Annotated in this window: 24 protein-coding genes; 13 read left to right on the forward strand and 11 right to left on the reverse strand. The window is 58.9% G+C overall.

What is annotated here, in order from left to right; all coding sequences use genetic code 11:
* Positions 1-10: 10 nt before the first annotated feature.
* A complete protein-coding gene (locus tag HJB89_RS13305; protein WP_221150044.1) occupies positions 11-970 on the reverse strand; it encodes a glutathione S-transferase family protein in 960 nt (319 codons plus the stop codon).
* Between the two features lie 172 nt (positions 971-1,142).
* On the opposite strand from HJB89_RS13305, the gene HJB89_RS13310 reads away from it, so the two are divergent.
* The gene (locus tag HJB89_RS13310; protein WP_207582328.1) at positions 1,143-1,427 is read left to right on the forward strand and encodes a DUF2218 domain-containing protein; all 285 of its coding nucleotides are present in this window, start codon (positions 1,143-1,145) and stop codon (positions 1,425-1,427) included.
* Between the two features lie 44 nt (positions 1,428-1,471).
* The gene (locus HJB89_RS13315; RefSeq protein ID WP_221115382.1) at positions 1,472-2,071 is read left to right on the forward strand and encodes a nitroreductase family protein; all 600 of its coding nucleotides are present in this window, start codon (positions 1,472-1,474) and stop codon (positions 2,069-2,071) included.
* Positions 2,072-2,140: 69 nt separating this feature from the next.
* On the opposite strand, the gene gyrB is transcribed toward HJB89_RS13315, so the two are convergent.
* The 5 genes from gyrB to HJB89_RS13340 all read right to left on the reverse strand — a co-directional run bounded on the left by gyrB (position 2,141) and on the right by HJB89_RS13340 (position 7,500).
* Complete coding sequence (gene gyrB / locus HJB89_RS13320; protein ID WP_207582326.1) at positions 2,141-4,576, reverse strand: DNA topoisomerase (ATP-hydrolyzing) subunit B; 2,436 nt, start codon at positions 4,574-4,576, stop codon at positions 2,141-2,143.
* A 135-nt stretch (positions 4,577-4,711) separates the two neighbouring features.
* Entirely contained in the window at positions 4,712-5,089 is a 378-nt protein-coding gene (locus tag HJB89_RS13325; protein WP_207582325.1) for a helix-turn-helix domain-containing protein, read from the reverse strand.
* The gene (locus HJB89_RS13330; RefSeq protein WP_207582324.1) at positions 5,086-5,652 is read right to left on the reverse strand and encodes a Smr/MutS family protein; all 567 of its coding nucleotides are present in this window, start codon (positions 5,650-5,652) and stop codon (positions 5,086-5,088) included. Before HJB89_RS13330 ends, HJB89_RS13325 begins: the two co-directional genes overlap by 4 nt.
* The gene (locus tag HJB89_RS13335) at positions 5,652-6,803 is read right to left on the reverse strand and encodes a murein transglycosylase A (protein WP_221150045.1); all 1,152 of its coding nucleotides are present in this window, start codon (positions 6,801-6,803) and stop codon (positions 5,652-5,654) included. The genes HJB89_RS13330 and HJB89_RS13335 overlap by 1 nt, the downstream gene beginning before the upstream one ends.
* Complete coding sequence (locus HJB89_RS13340) at positions 6,796-7,500, reverse strand: Tim44/TimA family putative adaptor protein (protein WP_207582322.1); 705 nt, start codon at positions 7,498-7,500, stop codon at positions 6,796-6,798. The genes HJB89_RS13335 and HJB89_RS13340 overlap by 8 nt, the downstream gene beginning before the upstream one ends.
* 131 nt (positions 7,501-7,631) lie before the next feature.
* Here HJB89_RS13340 and HJB89_RS13345 point away from each other — a divergent pair, with 131 nt between their 5' ends.
* A complete protein-coding gene (locus tag HJB89_RS13345; RefSeq protein ID WP_311044053.1) occupies positions 7,632-8,138 on the forward strand; it encodes an FxsA family protein in 507 nt (168 codons plus the stop codon).
* Between the two features lie 101 nt (positions 8,139-8,239).
* Positions 8,240-8,722, forward strand: coding sequence for a protein-export chaperone SecB (gene secB, locus HJB89_RS13350; RefSeq protein WP_054185477.1), 483 nt, complete (start codon positions 8,240-8,242; stop codon positions 8,720-8,722).
* A gap of 96 nt (positions 8,723-8,818) precedes the next feature.
* Here secB and dnaQ read toward each other — a convergent pair whose 3' ends face one another.
* Genes dnaQ through HJB89_RS13375 form a run of 5 tightly spaced genes read right to left on the reverse strand, consistent with a single transcriptional unit; the run spans position 8,819 to position 12,449 of the window.
* A complete protein-coding gene (gene dnaQ, locus HJB89_RS13355) occupies positions 8,819-9,541 on the reverse strand; it encodes a DNA polymerase III subunit epsilon (RefSeq protein WP_221131586.1) in 723 nt (240 codons plus the stop codon).
* Positions 9,534-10,145: a dephospho-CoA kinase gene (coaE, locus tag HJB89_RS13360; RefSeq protein ID WP_207582319.1), complete on the reverse strand. Its 612-nt coding sequence runs from the start codon at positions 10,143-10,145 to the stop codon at positions 9,534-9,536. The genes dnaQ and coaE overlap by 8 nt, the downstream gene beginning before the upstream one ends.
* Positions 10,145-11,002, reverse strand: coding sequence for a shikimate dehydrogenase (locus HJB89_RS13365; RefSeq protein ID WP_221141371.1), 858 nt, complete (start codon positions 11,000-11,002; stop codon positions 10,145-10,147). Before HJB89_RS13365 ends, coaE begins: the two co-directional genes overlap by 1 nt.
* Positions 10,995-11,594, reverse strand: a complete 600-nt coding sequence (locus HJB89_RS13370) for a Maf-like protein (RefSeq protein ID WP_207582317.1) — start codon at positions 11,592-11,594, stop codon at positions 10,995-10,997. Before HJB89_RS13370 ends, HJB89_RS13365 begins: the two co-directional genes overlap by 8 nt.
* A 33-nt stretch (positions 11,595-11,627) precedes the next feature.
* A complete protein-coding gene (locus tag HJB89_RS13375; RefSeq protein ID WP_207582316.1) occupies positions 11,628-12,449 on the reverse strand; it encodes a pyruvate, water dikinase regulatory protein in 822 nt (273 codons plus the stop codon).
* 77 nt (positions 12,450-12,526) lie between these two features.
* Between HJB89_RS13375 and HJB89_RS13380 the strand changes: the two genes are divergently transcribed.
* From HJB89_RS13380 to HJB89_RS13420, 9 genes are all read left to right on the forward strand, one after another.
* Positions 12,527-12,775 carry a hypothetical protein gene (locus HJB89_RS13380; protein WP_221150046.1) on the forward strand — a complete coding sequence of 83 codons (249 nt, stop codon included), beginning with the start codon at positions 12,527-12,529 and terminating at the stop codon, positions 12,773-12,775.
* Between the two features lie 73 nt (positions 12,776-12,848).
* The gene (gene hemE / locus HJB89_RS13385; protein WP_221150047.1) at positions 12,849-13,895 is read left to right on the forward strand and encodes a uroporphyrinogen decarboxylase; all 1,047 of its coding nucleotides are present in this window, start codon (positions 12,849-12,851) and stop codon (positions 13,893-13,895) included.
* Positions 13,896-13,897: 2 nt separating this feature from the next.
* Positions 13,898-14,434, forward strand: a complete 537-nt coding sequence (hemJ, locus tag HJB89_RS13390; RefSeq protein ID WP_207582314.1) for a protoporphyrinogen oxidase HemJ — start codon at positions 13,898-13,900, stop codon at positions 14,432-14,434.
* 197 nt (positions 14,435-14,631) lie between these two features.
* Positions 14,632-15,897: a transcription termination factor Rho gene (gene rho / locus HJB89_RS13395; protein ID WP_207582313.1), complete on the forward strand. Its 1,266-nt coding sequence runs from the start codon at positions 14,632-14,634 to the stop codon at positions 15,895-15,897.
* Positions 15,898-16,085: 188 nt separating this feature from the next.
* Positions 16,086-17,396 (forward strand): tRNA uridine-5-carboxymethylaminomethyl(34) synthesis GTPase MnmE, encoded by a 1,311-nt coding sequence (gene mnmE, locus HJB89_RS13400; RefSeq protein WP_221150048.1) that lies wholly within the window; start codon positions 16,086-16,088, stop codon positions 17,394-17,396.
* A gap of 69 nt (positions 17,397-17,465) precedes the next feature.
* Entirely contained in the window at positions 17,466-19,343 is a 1,878-nt protein-coding gene (gene mnmG, locus HJB89_RS13405; RefSeq protein WP_221150049.1) for a tRNA uridine-5-carboxymethylaminomethyl(34) synthesis enzyme MnmG, read from the forward strand.
* Between the two features lie 23 nt (positions 19,344-19,366).
* Positions 19,367-19,984, forward strand: coding sequence for a 16S rRNA (guanine(527)-N(7))-methyltransferase RsmG (locus tag HJB89_RS13410; RefSeq protein WP_207582310.1), 618 nt, complete (start codon positions 19,367-19,369; stop codon positions 19,982-19,984).
* 19 nt (positions 19,985-20,003) lie between these two features.
* Positions 20,004-20,798, forward strand: coding sequence for a ParA family protein (locus HJB89_RS13415; RefSeq protein ID WP_207584403.1), 795 nt, complete (start codon positions 20,004-20,006; stop codon positions 20,796-20,798).
* 26 nt (positions 20,799-20,824) lie between these two features.
* A complete protein-coding gene (locus HJB89_RS13420; protein WP_207582309.1) occupies positions 20,825-21,706 on the forward strand; it encodes a ParB/RepB/Spo0J family partition protein in 882 nt (293 codons plus the stop codon).
* Positions 21,707-21,721: the final 15 nt, after the last annotated feature.

The following is a 21,721-nucleotide window of genomic DNA, read 5'->3' on the forward strand; positions in this document are numbered from 1 at the left end:
AATCGCGGCCCTATGCTTTGAAAATTTCTGCAAGGTCGGGACCGACGGGAACGATCTTTGTCGGGTTAAGATTTTCGATCGAGTAGTAGCCGCGCTTGATGTGGTCGAGGTTGACTGTTTCCGCGATGCCCGGCCAATCCAGCATGAGGCGGCAAAAAACGCGCAGGTTGGCATAGTCGGAAAGCCGGCGCAGATTGCATTTGAAGATACCGTGATAAGCGACGTCGAAGCGCACAAGGGTGACGAAGAGCCGGATATCGCTTTCGGTCGGATGCCCGGCGAAAAGAAAAGACCGATCCTGGAACTGCGGCTCGACCCAGTCGAGGCAGGCAAAGACCTCGGCGAAGGCTTCTTCATAGGCAGGCTGCGTGGTGGCGAAACCAGCGCGATAGACGCCGTTGTTCAGGGCCGGATAGATGCGGTCGTTGAAAGCATCGATCGCGCTGCGTCTTTCGGCTGGATACAGATCGATCGGATTTTTCGCTAGGTCGCCGAAGCCGCTGTTCAGCATCCGCAGGATATCGGCGGATTCATTGTTGACGATGGTCTTTCTCTGCTTGTCCCAGAGAACCGGCACGGTGGCCCGCCCGGTGAAATCCGGCGCCGTCCGCGTATAGATTTCGTGCATATAGGTCGCGCCGTTGACATGATCCTCCGTCGCACCGGGATAATCGCCGAAGCGCCAGCCCTGTTTTGTCAGCATCGGCTCGACGACGGAAACGGAAATGGCGTCTTCCAGCCCCTTGAGCGTACGGCCGATCAGGGTGCGCGAGGCCCAGGGACAGATATAGGCGACATAGAGATGGTAACGGCCGGCACCTGCTTTGAAGCCGCTCTTGCCCGTCGGCCCGGCGGCGCCATCCGGCGTCACCCAGTTGCGGAAACTCGAGGTCTGCCTGACGAAACCGCCCTTCTCGTCCTTTGCCTGAACGGGCTGCCAGTCCTCCGTCCATTTTCCCTTTACCAGCATGCGCAACTCTCCGATCGATTGACTGAAGGGTTCCTTATCCTGCTTCGCCGACGGCGTGAGGCCGCTTTTATGAAGACAGTCTGTACACCCCGACTGCGACGACGATGCGCTTGCCAAGCCTGTGATGCAGGAAATATGACTGGCTGCAGTCCAAGATGAGATGGAGTTCGACATGCACCTCTCCCAGGCCGTCGTGCGCACCGAACATGCAAGCCGCTATCTGCAGCAGCTCTGCAAACACTGGAGCCATAAATTCAGCGTCGATTTCGACCCGCACAGGGGCCGGGTGCCGTTCAGCGAGACGGCCGAGGTAACGTTCACCGCCGACGATGCGGCGCTGACCATAATACTTTCCGTCGCCGATCCCGCACAGCAGGCAAGGATGCAGGGCGTCATCGACGATCATCTGAAGCGCTTCGCCTTCCGAGAGGAACTCGACATCGTCTGGACGGACTGATCCAAGCCCCGATCCGAATTCTGCCTGCAACTCCCGGAACCAGCATGACAAAAAGCAACAGCCGCGAATCCCAATATCCAATCGATCCGATGTTTCTCGACCGCTGGTCGCCCCGCGCCTTCACCGGCGAAATCATCGAGGAGGCGCAGCTGCTGAACCTGCTCGACGCCGCCCATTGGGCGCCCTCCTCGTCCAATCACCAACCCTGGCGCTTCATCTATGCGCTTAAGGGTTCTGAGCATTGGGAGAAATTCGTGGCATTGCTCGTCGATGCCAATCAGGAATGGGCGAAGAATGCGTCGGTGCTGATCTTCGTCGTGTCGCGCAGCTTCACCGGCGCGGCCGGCTCTGCTGAGGAAAAGCCGAGCTATACCCATTCCTTCGACGCCGGTACTGCCTGGGGATATTTGGCGCTTCAGGCTCGTCTCTCCGGATTCTATGCCCATGGCATGGGCGGCATCAAACACGAGGAAATCAGCAAGACGTTTGGCATTCCCGAGGGCTACCGGGTCGAGGCCGGCGTTGCCGTCGGCCGCCTGGCCGACAAGAGCGTTCTTTCTGAGCGCAATCAAGCGCGCGAATTCCCCAGCCAGCGTAAACCGCTGTCCGAAGTTGCCTTCAACGGCCATTTCATCGCAAGCTGAGCTAAGCACCAACAAGCAAAAACCCCGCCATCTCGGGACGGCGGGGTTTTTGCTTGTAAAAAATAACAATCAGATATCGAGGTTTGCGACGCTTAGCGCGTTTTCCTGGATGAATTCGCGCCGCGGCTCGACTTCGTCACCCATCAAACGGGCGAAGAGGCCGTCGGCATCAGTTGCGTCGGGGACCTTGACCTGCAGAAGGGAACGGACGTTCGGGTCGAGCGTCGTTTCCCAGAGCTGTTCGGCATTCATCTCGCCCAGACCCTTGTATCGCTGCATGGTGAGGCCCTTGCGGCCGGTGGCGAAGATTGCGTCGAGCAGGGCCCGCGGGCCCGAGATCTCAATGTCGCCTTCGCGGCGGTGCAGCGACGGCGGCGTCTGATAGATTTCCTTGAGACGTGACGTCAACTGGTCGATGTGTCGGGCATCCGAGGAACCGATCAGCGCCATATCGAGCACGACGATTTCCCTGACGCCGCGGACCATGCGTTCGAGCCGCAGACCGCCATCGCTGGCCAGATCGCCATGCCAGCCGCGTTCGGTTTCCTCGGCGATAATGTCGAGACGGCTTGCGACCTCGCTCGTCAATGCCTGTGCTCTTGCGCGGTCGCTGACGAGTTCCGCATTGAGGGCACCGGCGATTGCCGCCTGTTCGACGACGGCGCGATTGTAACGCGAGTGGAGATTGTCGAGCAAAGCGCGCATGCGTAACGCGTCGAGGATGACCTCGCGCAGGTCCTGGCCGGTGCGGACCTCACCGCTGCCAAGTTTCAGCGCGGCGTCTTCCAGGCCCTGGCTGATGAGATATTCCTCCAGCGCCTTTTCGTCCTTCAGATACTGCACCGACTTGCCGCGCGAGACCTTATAGAGCGGCGGCTGGGCAATATAGAGATGGCCGCGCTCGATCAGTTCCGGCATCTGGCGGAAAAAGAAGGTCAGCAGCAGGGTGCGGATGTGGGCGCCGTCGACGTCAGCATCCGTCATGATGATGATCTTGTGATAGCGCAGCTTTTCGACGTTGAATTCGTCCTTGCCGATGCCGGTGCCGAGCGCGGTGATCAGCGTGCCGATTTCCTGGCTCGACAGCATCTTGTCGAAACGCGCACGCTCGACATTCAGGATCTTGCCGCGAAGCGGCAGGATCGCCTGGTTTTCACGCGAGCGGCCCTGCTTGGCTGAGCCGCCAGCGGAATCGCCCTCGACGAGGAAGACTTCGGATTTTGTCGGATCACGCTCTGAGCAGTCGGCGAGCTTGCCGGGCAGCGAAGCGATGTCGAGGGCGCCCTTTCGGCGGGTCAATTCGCGGGCCTTGCGGGCCGCTTCGCGTGCGGCGGCCGCCTCGACGACCTTGCCGACGAGAATCTTGGCTTCGCTCGGATGCTCCTCGAACCAGGTGTTCAGCGCTTCGTTGACGAGACTTTCGACAACAGGGCGGACTTCCGAGGAAACCAGCTTATCCTTGGTCTGCGACGAGAATTTCGGATCAGGCACCTTGACCGACAGGACCGCCGTCAGCCCTTCGCGGCAATCCTCGCCCTGCAGCGTCACCTTTTCCCTTTTGGTGATGCCGGAACTGTCGGCATAGGATACGACTTGGCGCGTCAACGCCGCGCGGAAACCGGCCATATGCGTGCCGCCGTCGCGCTGCGGAATGTTGTTGGTGAAGCAGAGCACGTTCTCGTGATAGCTGTCGTTCCACCACATCGCCACTTCGACGGTGATGCCGTCCTTTTCGCCATGGATGGCAACCGGTTTATCGACCAGCGACTTCTTGGCGCGGTCGAGATAGGCAACAAAAGCCTCGAGGCCGCCGTCATAACGCAGTTCTTCCTGCTTGATATCGGAATGGCGCTTGTCGGTCAGCAGGATACGCACGCCTGAGTTCAGGAAGGCGAGCTCGCGAAGACGATGTTCCAGCGTGCCGTAGTCGAACTCCGTCATCGTGAAGGTGCCGGTGCTCGGCATGAAGCTCACTTCCGTGCCGGTCTCATTGGGGGCTTCGCCCGTGACCTTCAGCGGAGCATCGGCCACGCCGTGGGTGAAGCTCATTTCATGGATCTTGTCGTGGCGGCGGATCTTCAGCTTCAGCCAGACGGACAGCGCGTTGACGACCGAGACGCCGACGCCGTGCAGGCCGCCGGAGACCTTGTAGGAATTCTGGTCGAACTTGCCGCCGGCATGGAGCTGCGTCATGATGACTTCGGCCGCCGACACGCCTTCGCCGGTATGAATGTCCGTCGGGATGCCGCGTCCGTTATCGGTGACCGTCACTGAACCATCCGGATTGAGGGTGACGGTGACAATGTCGGCATGACCGGCAAGCGCTTCGTCGATCGCGTTGTCGACGACTTCATAGACCATGTGATGAAGGCCCGAGCCATCGTCGGTGTCGCCGATATACATGCCGGGACGTTTGCGCACGGCATCGAGGCCCTTCAGAACCTTGATGGAATCTGCGCCATATTCGGTGCTTACGCCGTTTTCCGTCGCGGATGTATCGCTCATTCTGTCGAGATTTTCCCTGTTGTCGTAAAGCTGCGGCGCGCCTTGCGAATCACCGGCTTTCTTCACTCTCGTATATAGGTTTTTTGAACCAACTTCCCAATGGCAGGCCCCCGAAACATGGCATAAAGCAGGGGATTATGACGCTTTTCCGTCGCCTTTGCCGTCATTTTCGAGAAGAGCCGATAACCGGCCTATCTTTGCACTGTCAAGGTTGCGAATCCGCCGCGCCAGCCGGTTGGCAAATTCGGTATATTCCGGAGGCAGGCCGGAGGTGTCGATCACGACGCGCGGGTCGGACGAGCGGGCGAGCAGAAACAGTTCCTCGGCTTCATCCCAGATGATGTTGAAATAGCCGGCGATGCGCTGCAGCAGATCGAATGTCGGCAAACCGCGCTTTCCATGTTCGAGCGCCGAGAGATAGGCGGGAGAGACATTCAACGCTTCCGCCATTTCCTTCTGCGAGACACCCTTGCGCGCTCTCAGCCGGCGAACCGCCTCTCCAAAGGGAGTCATGGTCTTTCCCCGTGCCGCCGCGACAGGCGAATGTAGAGCGCGCCCTCCCCGCCATGATGCTGTGCGGCCGACTCATAGGACGAGATCAGGTAGCGGAATTCCGGCTTCGAGAACCAGAGGGGAACGGCCCGCTTGAGCGCGCCGGCGCTGCCCATGGAGCTGCCTTTACCGGTGATGACCAAGACATGACGCATGCCGCGCTCGTGGGCGCGGATCAGGAAATCGAGAAGGATGACATGAGCTTCGCTCTGCACCAGCCCATGCAGGTCAATCCGCGCTTCGAGCGCCAGCCGGCCCTTGGCGATCTTGCGCTTGACCGGCTTTTCCAGCGGATGATGTACCCCGGCCGGCGGTTTCGATGTCGATGGTACGGTCGGCTGCGGCGGCATGGCCGGGGTGAGTGTCTGTTTTTGCTGTTCCCGTTCGGACGCCGCTTCGGCTTCGGCAAGAAACGCATCGAGCTCGGTCAAATCACCCGCCTTGCCGGGCATCGGTCGCGTGCTGCGGGCAACCTTGCCCCAGAGGATCCTCTCATCCGCACTGAGTTTGCGATCCTTGGCCATCAGGCGAATCTTCCGGCGGCGGCTTTGGGAATAAGGATGGTGAAATCGGCGTCGTTGCGGACGGTGCCGGCCCTTTCTCCCGCCATATCCCCCGAGCCGGTGAAGATATCGCCGCGTACCGGCCCGACGATTGCCGAGCCGGTATCGAGCGCCAGCATCAGCCGGCGGAAGGGCCGACCCTGGTCGAGATGGGTGTCGAGATGGGTCAGGCTTTCGGCGCGGATGAAAAAGGGAAAACCGAACGTATGGATCATCCGATCGACGGCAAGCGACCGCCCGGCGAGAAGCGGCACCTTGGCGGCTGCGATCGGACCTGCCTCAGGATCGGCGGTTCGCAGGCTGATGACCCGCGAGGGCGTCTCGCGAAAGAAGATATAAGAGCGATTATGCCACAGCACTTCGTCGACCTGCTCGGGATTGCGCGCCAGCCAGGCACGGATCGTCTGCATCGAGATGTCGGCGCGAGCAATCTCGCCTCGGTCGATCAGCAGCTTGCCGACCGCCGAGAACGGATGGCCAGCCTTCGCCGCATAGGTGATGCGGCCAATACGGCCATCGCTGTAACGCAAACGGGCCGCACCCTGCACATGCACGAAGAAGAGATCGACCTTCGACTTCGCCCAGGCGATTTCGAGACCGTGGCCTTCGAGGAAACCCTGATCGATGGCGCAGCGGTCCGGATAGGCGGTGATGCGGCCGTCATGCAGACGGCCGAAAGCATAGGACCTGTCGAGCCCGGCGGGGCGATTGGTGTCGTCGAGATCGACCAGATCGTCCGGGCGCCTGTAGAAAGGGAAACGGAAAACCTCGTCCGGCCGCTCAGACACCTCGATATCAGGTTCGTAGAACGCGGTGACGAAGCCGGAATTGCCATCGCTGCGGCGGATCAGGAAGGGCCGACAGTGGGTCTCGAAAAAGGCGCGCGCCGACGATGGCGACGACGGCGTGAAATCTTCGGCGGCCACCAGCAGCGGAAGCAGGTCTTCCGAGCTCAGGCCAAGAGAACCGGTGCGGTAGGGTTTGACATCGGTGATCTGCCGACGGCAGCTTCGCATGCCTTCAAAAAGGCCGGAGGGATCATCATCCTTCCAGCCTTCCAAAGTGTCGAAGCTTATGGCCTGCAGGACGAAGTCCGATGCGTGGTCACTCATGTTCCGATTCGGTCGCCACGAGTTTCCAGTTCGGATCGCGCGAGCGGGTGTCGCGGGCGAAGGTCCAGAGGTCGTTGACCTCGGCGACGTTTTCGGCGTCGCCTTCGATCAGCACATCCGCCTTGTCGTAGGTGGCCGATATCAGCTGGCTGATGATACGAACGGTGATCTGTGCTTCGCTGCCCTTCGTCTCCGCATGGGTGATTTCGGCCTTGTCTATGCCGACGAAGGTGGACTTGACCTTCTCGCCCCGCGCTTCACGCTCGCCGATCGCAGCATCGAACCCGTCATAGACTTCGCGGGACAATAAATTCTTCAGCGTTTTCCGGTCGCCATCCGCATAGGCCATGACGATCATCTCGTAAGCCATGCGGGCGCCGTTGAGAAACTCCTTCGGGCTGAAGGCGGAATCGGCCTTGTTCAGCGCGCGCAGCGATTCGTTGAGTGGCGTTCCGGGTGCGGCGAAGGCATCGATGGCGGCGAAGCGATCCTCATCCTCCGTCGTCGTGTCGCGGCGCGGCAGCGTCACGACCTTGCCGGCATCGGCGGCTTCTGCCGGAGCCGCATCCCGCGGCGTATAGAGATCGCGCGGCGGCTTCTCATTTCCTGTGCGGCGCCCGAGCACGGCGCGGAGCTGAAAGAAAATCAGCACCGCCGCCACCAGGAAGAATAATGTGATGAAGTCGTTCGAACTCATATCGTATCGCAGCCACCGTTAACATCTCTGATTTGTACTCCCATATAGTCTGCCTATACAGATGATTCAAATGATGGCTGGCATCTTCGCCAGCGCCAAGAGGAGACCGGCAAGCCCGGGACATGACGACCATGCGTTTTTCGATCCTGCCAGCTTTCATTCTGCTGCTGCCACTCGCCGAAATTGCCGGTTTCGTCGTCGTCGGCCGGGCAATCGGATTGTGGCTGACGCTCGCGCTCGTGATGCTGGGCGTCGTTCTCGGGATGGTTCTGCTGCGCCGGCAGGGCATCGGTATTTTGCGCCGCATGTCGAGCGAAGGACGAAACGGGGTGATGCCGGGGCGCGACCTGTTGCGGCCGGCGATGAACGTCGTTGCCTCGCTGCTCTTGATCATTCCCGGCTTTCTCACCGATATCATCGCGATCCTCATTCTCATCCCGCCGGTGCGCGAGTTCCTCTGGCAGGCAATCGCCAAACGCTTCGTCGTCGTCAATGCCAAGGGCGGCTTTTCTGCCGGCCCGCAACCCGATTTCCGCGACCGCAAGCCGAACTCGAAGGTGGTCGATCTCGATGACGAGGACTATCATAGGGAGCCGGACCGCAACTCGCCGTGGTCCGGCAAACATCTCGGCGATTGAGGCGCTTCGACCGATCAACCGCGGCAAGCGCCCAGGGTTGTAAGCCCCTCCCTGAAATGTTAGATGGCGGCACCATTCCCATGCCCCTCGAGGAAAAGCCAATGGCAGACGATAACAACAGCAACGGTGCGGCCAGCCCCACCCTTTCGATCCTTGCGCAATATACCAAGGATCTCTCCTTCGAAAATCCGGGTGCGCCGCGTTCGCTGCAGGCCCGCGACAAGGCCCCGACGATCAACATCAATGTGAACGTCAACGCCAACCCGCTTTCGGATACGGATTTCGATGTCGTGCTGTCGCTGAATGCCGAAGCCAAGGACGGCGACAAGACGGTTTTCCATACCGAACTCGCCTATGGCGGCGTCTTCCGCGTTGCCGGCTTCCCGCAGGAACACATGCTGCCGGTTCTCTTCATCGAGTGCCCGCGCATGCTCTTCCCGTTTGCCCGCCAGATCATCGCCGACGTCACCCGCAACGGTGGTTTCCCGCCGCTGATGATCGACCCGATCGACTTCACGCAGATGTTTGCCCAGCGCGTTGCCGAAGAACAGGCCCGCGCCAAGGTAGAAGCCGTTCCGAACTGAGCGGATCTTTCATCTTGGAAATGTCGATGCCCGGGCTGGTCCCGGGCATTTTCAATTGAGGCTGGTTCAATTGAGGCCGGTTTAATTGAGGCCGGTTTAATTGAGGCTGGCGTATTTCGCCCAGATGCCTTTTTCACCAAGCTTGGCGACAAGCGCCTCATGCGCCTGCGCCTCGGATGGGCTCAGGCGGGGGCCAAGCGGGCGGGGCCGCTCAAGCACTCCGGCAATCACCACACCGTCTTCCTCCGCCCCATCGCCGCGGCCGTTCTGACCAGATGTAGCGCTCATGCTCAGGCCGAAAGCTGCCTGCCTGCCGCCGATCATCTCGATATAGACTTCGGCGAGCAGTTCGGAGTCGAGCAGCGCGCCGTGTTTGGTGCGGTGCGAATTATCGATGCCGTAGCGCCGGCAGAGCGCGTCCAGCGAATTCGGCCCCATCGGATTCTTGCGCCGGGCCATCGACAGCGTATCGACGACCCGCTCCGGCAGGATCGGCGGCAAACCGATCCGCGCCAATTCGGCATTGATGAAACCCATATCGAAGGTGGCGTTGTGGGCAATCCACTTCGCATCGCCGAAGAAGGTAAGGATTTCTTCGGCGACCTCAGCGAAAGGCTTCTTGTCCTTCAGGAATTCATCGGTGATGCCGTGCACGGCGAGCGCATCCGGGTGAACCTTCTGATCGCCGGGATTGATGAAGATATGGATCACGTTGCCGGTCGGAAAATGGTTGAAGAGCTCGATGCCACCGATTTCGATGATACGGTCGGCGCGGTTGTCGAGACCGGTGGTTTCCGTATCGAAGATGATCTCACGCATTCCGGAAATCTCCCTTGGCAATCCGCGTTTTCAGGTCGGCGACGATATCGAGCACCCGTTTTTTCGTGACCGCGATCCTCTGGCTGCTGTCGATCAGATAATCCGCCCGGTGGCGTTTTTCCGTGTCCGGCGTCTGGCGTGAGAGAATCATCTCGAATTTTTCCTCGGTCATGCCTTCCCGCGCAAGCACCCTCTCGCGTTGAATCTGTGGATCGGCGCTGACGACGACGATGACATCCACTCTTTGCTCAGCGCCGGTTTCGAAGAGCAAAGGAATATCGAGCAATACCATCTCCGCGCCGGCAGCGCGCTGCCGCGCCAGAAATTCCGCCTCACGCTTGCGAACCAGCGGATGGACGATCGCTTCCAAGCGCTTGAAGCCATCCGGATCGAGAGCAAGCTGGCGGCCGAGTTCATGTCGGTCGACCGCTCCATCCTTCATCGTTCCAGGAAAAGCAGCATCCACCAGCGGTGCGGCCTCGCCGGTATAGAGATCGTGGACCACCGCATCAGAATCGTTCAACGGGATTCCCGCCTCGGCGAAGAGCTTTGCCGCCGTCGATTTTCCCATGGCGATGGAGCCGGTAAGACCAATCGTCAGCATCAGTGAGCTTCCATATCGGCGATGATGAGTGCACGCAGTGCCGCGTCGACGACGGGACGCCGGCCGAACCATTTCTCGAAGCCGGGCACGGCCTGATGCAGCAGCATGCCGAGACCATCGACGATGGAAAATCCCTGCTCTTCCGCCTGTGCCAGGATCGGTGTTTTCAAAGGGACATAGACGATGTCGGTCACGACGGCATCGGCTGAAAGCGGCGTGAAGTCGAGTTGTGGCGCCGGCTCGCCGTCCATGCCGAGCGAGGTGGTGTTGATGAAGAGGCCGGCACCCTTCATGACTTCGGCAAGTGCTGCGGCCGGGTGGGCATAAACCTTCGGGCCAAAACGATCTGCCAGTTCACGCGCCCGTTCGACGGTGCGGTTGACGACGTGGATCTCTCTGAAACCGCGGTCACGGACCGCCTGGATGATCGCCCGGCTGGCGCCGCCGGCGCCAAAGACGACCGCCGTCTCATGCCGGTCCCAGCCCGGATGGCGTTCGTCGAGATTGGCGATAAAGCCGCGACCATCGGTGTTCGTCGCGTGCAGGGCGCCATCCTCCAGCCAGAGCGTGTTTGCGGCGCCGAGCTCACGCGACAGCGCGTCGGGTTTATCGGCAAGCCGGAATGCCAGTTCCTTGTGGGGAATGGTGACATTGCCTCCGGCAAAGCCGGAACTGCCATCCTTCAGCGAACGGATGAAATCGGCAAAGGCCTCGGGGGCTACTTCATGCGCGCAGTAGCTGCCTGGCAGGCCGAGCGTCTTTAGCCAATATCCGTGGATCAACGGCGAGCGCGAATGCTTGATGGGAAAGCCCGTGACAAACGCTTTCGGCCCGAATGTTTCACGTGAATCACCCATCGATCGCTCCGAGGTCTCGCAATTTTTCCAGAAGCGGCAGCATCGGCAGGCCGAGAATGGTGAAATAATCCCCCTCGATCTTCTCGAACAGCTGAATGCCCTCCCCCTCCAACTGATAGGCGCCGACGCTGGAAAGCGCCCGTTCGCCGACCCGCGCCAGATGTCTGGCGATGAAATCCGCCGCCAAGGGCCGCATCGTCAGCTCCGCATGGGCGAGATGTTGCCATAGGACCGCGCCGTTGCTGACGATCGCGACAGCACTGTTCAACCGGTGGGTTAGGCCGGACAGGGCCTGAAGGTGGTTGGCGGCGTCGACCATATCAAGCGGCTTGTGGAAGACGCGGTCGCCGAGCGACATTGTCTGATCCGAGCCGATGATCAGTCTATCCGGAAAACGGCTGCTGACATCCTCGGCCTTGGCCTTGGCCAGGACGAGGGCCACCGCATCCGGCTTGGCGCCGGCTTCTTCCAACGGCGCTTCGACTGCCCGTTCATCGATGCTTGCGGCATGCGCCTCGAAGGATAGACCGGCATTTTCCATCAGCATCCGCCGAAAGGGGCTTGACGATGCAAGGATGAGTTTCTGCGTCATGGGTTCCTCGGAGTGCCGGCTGCCGGTCAGCGCTTAGCGCAGCTTTGGGCGCAGGGCAACGATGGCCGCGGCGGTTTCCTCGATTGAGCGGCGAGTGACGTCGATCAACGGCCAGTTATGGCGAGCGCAGAGCGAGCGGGCATATTTCAGCTCCTCGGAAATCGAAGCGCGATCGGTATAGTGTTCGCGATCGAAGCCATGCGTGGCGCCGAGTATGCGATTTTCCCGCACCTGGGAAATACGGTCGGTGGTGGCGATCAGGCAGACGATCAGCGGTTTGGTGGCGATGAACAGGCTCTCTGGCAACGGCACACCATAGACGATCGGAATGTTCGCCGTCTTGATGCCGCGGTTGGCGAGGTAAATACTGGTCGGTGTTTTCGAGGTGCGGCTGATGCCGATGATGACGACATCGGCATCGTTATAATCATCCGGCATCTGACCGTCATCATGATCCATGGTGAAATTCAACGCTTCGATACGCGCGAAGTAGCCGGCATTCATCACATGCTGGGCTCCGACCCGACGGCTTGATGGGGCACCGAGATAGATCTGGAACGCATTCATGACCGGCTCCAGCACATTCACCGAGGCAACGCCCATCTCGACGCAGCGCTCATCGATCAGGCTCGCAAGCTCCCGGTCTACGATCGTATAGAGCACGATGCCCGGTGCATCGTCGATCGCCTGCAGAACCGGCAGCAGCTGCTTGCGATTACGGATCAGCGGATAGACATGTTCGATCGGCTGGGCGGATCGGAACTGTGCCGATGCGGCGCGGCCGGCGGAGATCAGAGTCTCTCCCGTTGAGTCAGAAATCAGATGCAGATGAAAGAAGTTCGTTCTGTTCTCCACGTTATTTTCCGCTGCCTGTTGAAAAGACTGGATGAAACAGAGCTAAGGCGGCGAGGCAGTGTCGGGCAAGGGAAAACATGGCTGCTTATCCACATTTCGAATTTTGCGGATCGGTTTCTGCCGGGTTTGTGGAAAACGGGGAACAGCTGGATTTGTCGAGAACAGGTCCACAGTTTATCCACAAGCATCGGGAAATCGTCCGTCCGCAAGGATCTGAAATCATTTTCAGATTCAGCTTCTCCCCGGACTTTTGGCCAAATGACAAAATCCTTCCGATGTTTTTTGCCCGCGCGCGACAAATGGCATCGGCGGTGGATGGATTTTAATCCTTGATAGACACCGACTCTAAGAAATAGAAACCTTTTAAAATATCTTTGATTTTTTATAGGGAAGAAGCGCTTGAACGACACGCGCCGAAAGATCATGAGGGTTCTCGAGGGCGAAAGCCTCTCCCCTCCTCCCCTCTGGCTGATGAGGCAGGCGGGACGTTATCTCCCGGAATATCGGGAGACGCGGGCAAAGGCAGGAAGTTTTCTCGATCTTTGCTATACGCCCGATTACGCCGTCGAAGTGACATTACAGCCGATACGCCGCTATGGCTTTGATGCGGCCATCCTGTTTTCCGATATCCTCGTCATCCCCGATGCAATGAAGCGGAATGTGCGGTTCACGGAGGGCCGTGGCCCGGAGATGGATCCGATCGATGAAGACGGTATCGGCAGGTTGAATGGGGAAGCGGTTGTCGATTATCTCAGCCCGGTTCTGGAGACGGTGCGACGGCTGCGAGAGGGGTTGCCAGCCGAAACCACCCTGCTCGGCTTCTGTGGCGCGCCCTGGACGGTTGCGACCTATATGATTGCTGGACACGGCACGCCGGATCAGGCCCCTGCCCGTCTCTTCGCCTACAGGCATCCCCGCGCCTTCGAACATCTGCTGATGCTGCTTGCCGACGTCTCGGCCGATTATCTCGTCGCTCAGATCGATGCCGGCGCCGACGCTGTGCAGATCTTCGATTCCTGGGCTGGCGTTCTCGGCGAGAGAGAGTTCGAGGCCTTCGCGATCAGGCCGGTTGCGCGAATGATCGCTTCGGTCAAATCCCAGCGACCGCACGCCCGCATCATCGCCTTTGCCAAAGGTGCCGGCTACCAGCTGAAGACATATCGGCAGAAAACGGGCGCGGATGCGATCGGTCTCGACTGGTCGGTGCCGTTGGCCTTTGCCGTCGAACTTCAAAAGGACGGACCGGTTCAGGGCAACCTCGATCCAATGCGCGTCGTTGCCGGCGGCCGGGCTCTGGAAGACGGTATCGACGATATTCTGCAACACCTCGGCCACGGGCCGCTGATCTTCAATCTCGGTCATGGCATCACACCGCAGGCCGACCCCGAGCATGTGCGCCGGCTGGTCGATCGCGTTCGGGGCGGCTGGATGCGAGGCGGGAAGTGATGATGGAAAAGCAGACCGATCGCAGGGCCGGCAGCTACGCCCGCCGGCGTGCGCATTTTGCGCTGGCCTTCTTCGCGCTGATGGCGGTCGGACTTTTTGCCTGGAACCCGGATAATCTCTATCTCTGGATCAAGGCGCTGCATATCATCGCGGTGATTTCCTGGATGGCCGGGTTGTTCTACATGCCGCGGCTGTTCATCTATCACACCGATGCCGAACCGGGTTCGGTGCAATCGGAAACCTTCAAGGTGATGGAACGCCGGCTGCTTCGAATCATCATGACGCCGGCGATGATGTTGACCTGGATTTTCGGCCTCTATCTCGCCTGGTCTGTCTATGGATTCCAGGGCGGCTGGCTGCATGCCAAGATCGGTCTCGTCGTGCTGCTGACCGGTGTTCATATGTTCTTCAGCCGCGCCGTCAGAGCCTTCGAACGGGACGAGAACCGCCGCTCCGCACGCTATTGGCGGTTCATGAACGAGGCACCGACACTGCTGATGATCGCAATTGTGATTCTCGTCGTGGTGAAGCCGTTCTGAGGCAAACTCGCCTCCCGGTTAAATTTGCTTCATTTTAAGCAGCCCTCTTGCGGCGGCGATTGCGAGTCGCTATTTTCCGCGCATCTCATCTACGTGGCATGTGTGTAGAGTTCAGTCGTTTGCGAGCCCTTCGCAGTACCGAATACGACCCAACATCGCCTTCCCCCTTCGAAATTGAAAAGAGTATTGGTCACTTCATGGCTGAAATGAAGCTTCAGGAACTCAAGAGCAAATCCCCGACGGATCTTCTGGCTTTCGCCGAATCGCTCGAGGTCGAGAATGCCAGCACGATGCGCAAACAGGAATTGATGTTTGCCATCCTCAAAATGCTTGCTAGCCAGGATGTCGAAATCATTGGTGAAGGCGTCGTCGAAGTGCTGCAGGATGGTTTCGGCTTCCTGCGTTCCCCTAATGCAAACTACCTGCCGGGTCCGGACGATATTTATATCTCTCCGTCACAGATCCGCCGTTTCTCGCTGAAAACGGGCGATACGGTCGAAGGCCCGATCCGCGGGCCGAAGGAAGGCGAGCGCTATTTCGCGCTGCTCAAGGTCAACACCATCAATTTCGATGATCCCGAAAAAATCCGTCACAAGGTTCATTTCGACAATCTGACGCCGCTCTATCCGAACGAGCGCTTCAAGATGGAACTCGATATCCCCACCACGAAAGATCTGTCGCCGCGTGTGATCGACCTGGTGGCGCCGCTCGGCAAGGGTCAGCGCGGATTGATCGTCGCACCGCCGCGCACCGGTAAGACCGTGCTGCTGCAGAACATCGCCCATTCGATTACCGCAAACCATCCGGAATGCTATCTCATCGTTCTGCTGATCGATGAACGCCCCGAAGAAGTGACCGACATGCAGCGCTCCGTCCGCGGCGAGGTCATCTCCTCGACCTTCGACGAACCGGCTGTGCGTCACGTCCAGGTGGCCGAGATGGTCATCGAGAAAGCCAAGCGCCTTGTCGAACATGGACGCGACGTTGTCATCCTGCTCGACTCGATCACCCGTCTGGGCCGTGCCTACAACACCGTCGTTCCCTCCTCAGGCAAGGTGCTGACCGGCGGTGTGGACGCCAACGCACTCCAGCGGCCGAAGCGCTTCTTCGGCGCGGCGCGTAACATCGAGGAAGGCGGTTCGCTGACGATTATCGCAACGGCGCTGATCGATACCGGCAGCCGCATGGACGAAGTGATCTTCGAAGAATTCAAGGGTACCGGCAACTCCGAAATCGTCCTCGATCGCAAGGTCGCCGACAAGCGCATCTTCCCGGCGATGGACATCCTGAAGTCCGGCACGCGTAAGGAAGACCTGCTTGTTCCACGTCAGGATCTGCAGAAGATCTTCGTGCTCCGCCGCATTCTCGCGCCGATGGGCACGACAGATGCAATCGAATTCCTGATCGACAAACTCAAGCAGACGAAGACCAATTCCGACTTCTTCGACTCGATGAATACGTAGTCCTTAGCCGGATTCATCTAGAGCGCGTCCGATTGATGCGCCTTAGATGCATGGCGTTATCCTGGAACCGGCACACGCTTCCGGATGACATGCGTTCATGAGAGCTGGAGGCATTGTCATGATGTCGCCAGCTTTTTCTATTTGAGAGGATCGATTCAGATTCCAACCGACGGAACAGCGACAAGGCCATGGCGAACGATACGATATATGCGCTCTCGAGCGGTGCCCCACCGTCGGGCGTTTCGATCGTTCGCATCAGCGGCCCGTCGACTAGGGATCTGTTGACCGAGCTTGTCGGATCGGTTCCGGCAGGCCGATATGCGACCTACCGAACGATTCGGATTCGTAACAAACAGCCGATCGACAATGGCCTGGTGCTGTTTTTTCCTGGCCCGCACTCGTTCACCGGCGAGGACGTTGCCGAGTTGCAGATCCATGGCAGCAAGGCCGTGCTGGCGGCGCTATTTCACGCCTTTGCCGATGTTCCAGGTGTTCGCATGGCGGTCGAAGGTGAATTCTCGCGCCGGGCTTTTGAAAATGGCAAACTTGATCTGGTCGAGGTCGAAGGGCTTGCCGATCTGATCGGCGCCGAAACCGAGATGCAGCGACGCCTTGCGATCGAACAGAGCGCCGGCGGGCTTTCGGCTATTTACGATTCGTGGGCGGAACGATTAACCCGTGCCAGGGCGTTGGTCGAAGCGGAACTTGATTTTCCCGACGAGGACGACGTTCCCGGTTCGGTGTCCGATATGGTCTGGACCGATATGGAGACGCTTCGGCGCGATATTGAACATCACCTGGCAGCGACTTCGGCCGGCGAGGTTATCAGGGATGGCTTCAAGGTCGTCATTGCCGGCGCCCCGAATGCGGGAAAATCCAGCCTGCTGAACGCTCTGGCGCGCCGCGACGTGGCGATCGTGACGGAGATGGCCGGAACTACGCGCGATGTCTTGCAGGTCGATCTCGACATTGGCGGCTACCTGATAAAGCTCTACGACACTGCGGGCCTGCGAGAGGCGGATGACAGGGTTGAAATAGAAGGCGTGCGCCGCGCCCGCCTTGCACTGCGCGACGCTGACCTCGTTCTGTTGCTCGTCGACATGGTCAACCCCGTCGTCCCTGATGACTTGGACCCGGCGTCTTCGCATGTTACGGTCGGCACGAAGAAGGATCTTATTGATACCTCGGATCATTACGATCTGCAGATCTCGACGGCGACAGGCGATGGCTTGCCGGAATTGCGGCGGTTGATTGGCAACATTGTTGCCGAGCGTTTTGGCGGTCTGTCCATGGCGATCCCCAGCCGCCAACGGCATAAGGATTCGCTGGCGAAATGTTTGTCGGCGGTAGAGGCAGCGATTTCGGAAACAAACGTGAGTCTTGAGCTACGTACCGAGCAGCTTCGAATTGCCGCCGAGTTTCTTGGCAGAATTACCGGCAGAGTGGATGTCGAACAGTTGCTCGGGGTGATCTTCTCGGAGTTTTGTATCGGCAAATGATTCACGTGAAACGCTGAGGCATATATGCGCGGTTTCACGTGAAGCGCCTGCCGGGTATGGAGTTGATATATGACTGACAATGTCTACGACGTGATTGTCATCGGCGGCGGCCACGCGGGGTCAGAGGCTGCCAATGCAGCTGCGCGCCTCGGCGCAAGAACCGCCTTGGTGACGCATAAACGCGACACGATCGGTATCATGTCATGTAATCCGGCGATCGGTGGGCTGGGCAAGGGCCATCTGGTTCGCGAGATCGACGCCATGGATGGCCTGATGGGGCGTGTCGCCGATGCCGCCGGCATTCAGTTCCGGATACTGAACAAGAAAAAGGGCGCAGCTGTCCGGGGACCGCGGACGCAAGCCGATCGAAAACTCTATCGTCTGGCCATGCTGGCGGCGATCGAAGCGACACCCGGTCTGGAGATCGTCGAGGGCGACGCGTTCGATCTGGATGTGACCGATGGGCGGGTTACCGGCGTCATCATGAAGGACGGTCGGACCTTGAGGTCACCGGCGGTCGTTCTGACAACCGGCACTTTTCTTCGCGGCCTTATTCATATTGGTTTGGAGAAGACGCCGGCTGGTCGTGTCGGGGAAGCGCCGTCGATCGGGCTATCGGCGACATTGGCCAGGCTTGGATTGCGGTTGGGACGGTTGAAGACGGGCACACCGGCGCGGCTGGACGGAAAGACCATCGACTGGCAAGCTGTCGGTCGACAAGGTGCTGACGAGGAGCTGGTTCCCTTCTCCTTGATGACCGACGCGATCACCACCGAGCAGGTCGAATGCGGGGTGACCAGAACCACTGAAGCGACACACCGGATCATTGTCGATAACATCATGCGATCGGCAATGTATTCCGGCCAGATCGAAGGCGTCGGGCCTCGCTATTGTCCTTCCATCGAGGACAAGTTGGTCAAATTCGGAGAGCGGGATGGACACCAGGTCTTCCTTGAGCCCGAAGGTTTGGACGACGATACCGTCTATCCAAATGGCATCTCGACATCCCTGCCAGCTGAAGTACAGGCTGCATTCATCAAGACAATCCCCGGCTTGGAAACAGCGAGAATCATTCAACCCGGTTATGCGATCGAATACGATCATGTCGATCCAAGGGAGTTGACGCCGTCGCTCGAGGTCAAGCGGCTGAGAGGCCTATTTCTCGCCGGTCAAATCAATGGCACTACCGGCTATGAAGAGGCGGCCGCACAAGGTTTGGCCGCCGGGTTAAATGCTGCACTGCGAAGCAGCGATTCGGATCCGTTTCATTTTAGCCGCACAAATTCCTATATCGGGGTGATGATCGATGACCTCACCTCTCGTGGCATTACGGAACCGTACCGAATGTTCACATCGCGCGCCGAATATCGGCTGACTTTGCGGGCTGACAATGCCGATGTGCGCTTGACACCTCTGGCGATGCAGCTTGGATGCGTGAGCAGCGAACGAAGGCAGCGATTCACCCGTTATCAAACCGACATCGATACAGGTCGGGCGCTGTTACAGTCGCTGACGGTTACACCGACCGAGGCGCGACACGCAGGTTTGAACATCAATCTCGACGGTCAGCGGCGAAGCGCCTATGACCTGCTCTCTTATCCGAATTATGATTTCGATGCCCTTCGAAATGTTTGGCCCGAGAAGTTCGGTACGATTGTGCCTAAGGTGGCGGAAGCATTGGAAATCGAAGCGGGCTATTCCGTTTATTTGGATCGTCAGGCCGCGGCGATTGCCGATCAGCAGCGCGATGAAGAACGGCACATACCGGCCGATTTCGACTATGCCTCGCTCTCTGGCCTCTCGAACGAGCTTAAGTCGAAGCTTGGTGCTGCCCGCCCGTTTAACATTGCCCAGGCTGCAATTGTTGAAGGCATGACCCCCGCGGCAATCGCATTGCTGCTCGTGCACTTACGTCGACGCCAGCCTTTCTCGCGTCATAGCGCCTGACAACAAGATTTGAGAGTCTTAGAATGGAATTAAACGGTTTGCGTGTTTCACGTGAAACACAGGAACGGCTGCAACATTTTGCGGCGCTCTTTCAAAAGTGGGCAAAGACCATCAATCTGGTGGCGCCGTCGACGCTCGGCGACCTCTGGGACAGGCACATTGCGGACAGCAGCCAGGTGTTTCAGATCCATCCCAAGCCGACGACCTGGGTCGACCTCGGGAGCGGAGGTGGCTTTCCAGGCGTCATCACGGCGATCTTTCTGGCCGAACTTCGGGATGGTTGGGTGCATCTGGTCGAGAGCAATCATAAAAAGGCGGCCTTCCTCAGAACTGCGTTGCGCGAGACACATGCGCGCGGGAGCGTGCACAGCATTCGAATCGAAGATGCGCATGCTGAGATCGGCGGATGCGGGGCTATTTCAGCTCGGGCGCTTGCCGACCTCGACGGTCTCATGGGATATTCCGCCCCGTGGATGTTGGATAAGGAAGACTGCCGCGGTTTTTTTCATAAAGGCCGGGATTACCTGAGGGAAATCGACAAAGCACGTGGTCGGTGGGAATTCGATCTGTTAGAACATAGAAGCGCCGTCGAGCATGAATCTGTTGTATTGGAAATATCGAATCTCCGGCGCTTGGTTTAACAGATCGGATATTGCGGCAATGGCTGGCGAACGACACCGGATTATCACCATCGCAAATCAGAAGGGTGGGGTTGGCAAAACAACCACCGCAATCAATCTCGCAACAGCGCTTGCTGCTATTGGCGAGCGCGTCCTGATCATCGATCTCGATCCGCAGGGTAATGCCAGCACCGGCCTCGGGATCGACCGCCGCGATCGCAAGCTTTCCTCTTATGATCTGATGATCGGCGAGCGCGGAATCACTGAGGTGACGCTCGAGACAGCCGTTCCCAATCTGTCTATCGTTCCTTCGACGATGGATCTTCTCGGTGTCGAGATGGAGATCTCCCAGCAGAGCGATCGGGTGTTCAAGTTGCGCAAGGCCCTGTCTTCGCCCGAGGCACAGGCGTTTTCGTATATTCTTCTCGATTGCCCGCCCTCGTTCAATCTGCTGACGATGAATGCCATGGCGGCCGCGCATTCGGTGTTGGTGCCGCTGCAATGCGAATTCTTTGCTTTGGAGGGATTAAGCCAGTTGCTTGAGACTGTCAGCCAGGTTCGGCGGACGGTTAACCCACGCCTGGATATTCAGGGAATCGTCTTGACGATGTTCGATGCGCGCAACAATCTTGCCCAGCAAGTGGTCAATGATGTACGCACTCATCTCGGGGAAAAGGTTTACCACACGTTAATTCCGCGCAACGTGCGGGTTTCCGAGGCGCCCTCTTACGGCAAGCCGGCTATTCTCTATGATCTGAAATGCGCGGGCAGCCAGGCCTATTTGCAACTTGCCTCGGAGGTCATCCAGCGCGAGCGCCAGAGACTGGCGGCGTGATTATCATTTCAGAGGTAATTTAGGTCATGAATGACGATGTATCGAAAAGGCGATTGGGCCGCGGCCTTGCGGCTCTGATTGGCGAAATGGATCAGCCTGTCCCGGTTGAAGCTGACCGGACGATCAGTGCCGACAGGATGATCCCGATCGAATTCGTCAGTCGTAACCCCCGCAATCCTCGTCGTTTCTTCGATGATACTGAACTGCACGATCTTGCCAGTTCCATTCGTCAACACGGCATCGTTCAGCCAATTGTCGTACGGACGATGGACCGCGATCGCTATGAAATCATCGCTGGCGAGCGACGCTGGCGTGCTGCCCAGCTTGCCGGGCTGATTGACATTCCCGTCATTGTCCGCGACGTGGATGACAAGACGGCGCTAGAGATCGCCATTGTCGAAAACGTACAGCGCGCGGATCTCAATGCTCTCGAAGAGGCGTTGGGCTATGAGCAACTTATTGCTGAGTATGGCTATACGCAGAACGACCTTGGCGAGATTATCGGCAAGAGCCGCAGCCACGTGGCAAATTCGTTGCGCCTGTTGAAGCTGCCCGATCCGGTTCGCGACCTTCTTGCAGCCGGCAGCTTGTCGGCTGGGCATGCACGGGCGCTGGTTTCGACGCCTGACCCGACAGGTCTAGCCCGTACGATCGTTGCCAAGGGCATGTCGGTGCGCGACGCGGAAAAGCTGGCGCAGAATAATATCAAGGCGCAATCGGAGCCGCAACTGGCCGTCTCTCGGCGAGATCAGAAGGATTCTGACACGCTGGCCTTGGAGCGGACCCTTTCCGATGCACTCGGCCTCGATGTTGCGATTAATCACAAGACCAGCGGCGGCCAGATCAAAATTTCCTATAAGTCGCTAGAGCAACTCGAAGAAGTCTGCCGTTTGCTTGAGAGACGCTAATGCACGCCGCCCGAA

Origin of the sequence: Rhizobium sp. NZLR8 (assembly GCF_019685025.1) — a bacterium.
Lineage (GTDB): Bacteria > Pseudomonadota > Alphaproteobacteria > Rhizobiales > Rhizobiaceae > Rhizobium.